We start from the raw sequence: 2,103 nt of genomic DNA, 5'->3' as shown, positions 1-2,103 counted from the left end.
TTAGAGTTATTTTATTATAAATGTTTCAGGAAGCAAAATTTCTTTATGTGGCTTCCTTTAATCACCTTTAAGAAAGTGGATTTATTTTCATTTATACAATAAGACAAATCATAGATAAAATTGTAAAATTATTATTGTCTTTTTTTTAGAATATAAATAATACTTTTCTATTTTTGCTTCATGAATAAGAAATATCGCTATTGAAGTCATTCCCAATATCGTTTATTTATTCAGAATCAATTATCATCTAAAATCTTTATCAAATGAAAAATGTGCGTTTTTTTAGGCTTTTGAGTCTATCTTTCTTATTGTTGATGAATTTGACGGTTTTTTCACAAAAGAAATGGGGTGGCATGACACTCTATACTGTGCGTAATGAAATGGGAAAAGACCCAAAAAATACGTTGAAACAAATAGCTGACTTAGGGTATAAGTACATTGAGGCTGTTGATTATAAAGATGGAAAATTTTATGGAATGGCTCCCGACGAATTCAAGTCGTATTTAAAAAGTTTAGGATTGCAACCTATTTCGGTTCACATGGGTTCGATGACGATCGATAATGCTGATAAATTAATTGCTGATGTGAAAGCTGCTGGTTTTAAGTACTTCGTTGCTCCAGTTCCACCGATGGGAATGTTTAAATTCGACCCAAAAACAAGGTCTTTAGCTATGGAAGGAACAGTAGAGAAATTAACTGATATTCTGAATACAATTGCTAAAAAAGCTCATGCGGCTGGTTTAGAGTTTCTTTATCATAACCATGATTTTGAACTTAAACCCAATAAAGATGGCGTGGTGGTATTAGATTATTTATTGGAGCATCTTGACCCTAAATATGCAAATTTTCAAATGGATTTGTATTGGGTAACTAAAGCTGGAGTTGACCCAGTGGCCTACTTTCAAAAATACCCAGGACGCTTTAAGATTTGGCACGTAAAAGACATGGATTCGCAAGAACGATTTGCTCCAGTTGGACAAGGAAAAATTGATTTTAAGCGAATCTTAGCGAACAAAAAATTATCAGGAATGAAATACTACATAGTAGAGCAAGATATGACTTTTGATGGCTTGCAGCCTATGGAAGCTATCAAAATCAGCAAAGAAGGCTTAAAGAAATTTGGTTTCAACTAATCTGATTTTGCAATAAATTACTACCCCAAAGGTTTATCGACCAGATGAGTCTTTGGGGTAATTAGTTTCTAAACCTATACAAATATGGGGCTTTATTGGCCGCACCAGTAAATTTCTTTTCGAGGCGTTCGAGTACATTCATATCTAAGATTTTCTTTTGGAAGTTATTTCTTGCAAAAGGTTTATCATACACCGCCTCGTAGAGTTCTTGTACTTCTTTCATCGTGAAGGTTTCTGGTAGAAGGTTGAAACCTATGAGCTTTTGGTCGAGATACTGGCGGAGTGTTTCGAGTGCTGTATTTACCATCTCGTTATGGTCCATTATCATTTGAGGTATTTTTTTTACACTATACCACTCTACCGACTCGTCGAAGATACCCGTCTTTGGGCTTACTTTATTAATATCAACCAAAGCATAATAACCAATCGAAACGAATCTTTTCGATAGCCATTTTACGTCGGTATCATTGAGCAGACCGTTTTCTGTGACTTGATGCTTGAGTTTGTTTAAATTTTGAGAAATTTCCTGATTGATACGTGTCGGTTCACCAAAAACCCTGTATTGTTCAAGATAAATATCCTTCAAACCCGTACGTTCCTCCAAAATTCTTTTAGCGGCTTCATCAATACTTTCTTCTTGTTTGATAAACCCTCCAGGGAGTGTCCAAAGTGGAATCTCGATATTTACTTTCGGAACCAAAACTTTCAGTTCTCTTTCTCTATATCCAAAAATGACACAATCTATCGAAAGCTGATGTATATAGTTGTCTTCGTCAAATAATTTCATGTTGATGTGCTTAGTCTCGACAAATTTCGGAATGATAAACTGGTATTACAATAAATTTTTTATCCTCGAAATATGCCGTTTGTAAAATATTAATATTCAAAGATACAATATTAAAAAATAATATTGTCTTAATTTTAGACAATATTGAAAATCTTTTTACATTTGCTTAAAAATAGACCTTTC

The 2,103-nt window shown here is 33.6% G+C and carries 2 protein-coding genes; one reads left to right on the top strand and one right to left on the bottom strand.

Annotated elements, in window-relative coordinates; genetic code table 11:
* Positions 1 to 263: 263 nt before the first annotated feature.
* A complete protein-coding gene (locus ACOVO2_RS13165) occupies positions 264 to 1,133 on the top strand; it encodes a sugar phosphate isomerase/epimerase family protein (protein WP_421770424.1) in 870 nt (289 codons plus the stop codon).
* A gap of 61 nt (positions 1,134 to 1,194) precedes the next feature.
* Here ACOVO2_RS13165 and ACOVO2_RS13160 read toward each other — a convergent pair whose 3' ends face one another.
* A complete protein-coding gene (locus ACOVO2_RS13160) occupies positions 1,195 to 1,920 on the bottom strand; it encodes an NUDIX hydrolase (protein WP_421770423.1) in 726 nt (241 codons plus the stop codon).
* Positions 1,921 to 2,103: the final 183 nt, after the last annotated feature.

It is taken from the genome of Emticicia sp. (genome assembly GCF_049241225.1).
GTDB lineage: Bacteria > Bacteroidota > Bacteroidia > Cytophagales > Spirosomataceae > Emticicia.
The sequence above is the reverse complement of the archived record's forward strand: the minus strand, read 5'-3'. Positions and strand labels throughout refer to the sequence as shown.

Excerpts from the sequence above, each read along its gene's own strand:
- ACOVO2_RS13160 (WP_421770423.1), bottom strand. The coding sequence starts at position 1,920 with ATGAAATTATTTGACGAAGACAACTATATACATCAGCTTTCGATAGAT.
- ACOVO2_RS13165 (WP_421770424.1), top strand. The coding sequence starts at position 264 with ATGAAAAATGTGCGTTTTTTTAGGCTTTTGAGTCTATCTTTCTTATTG.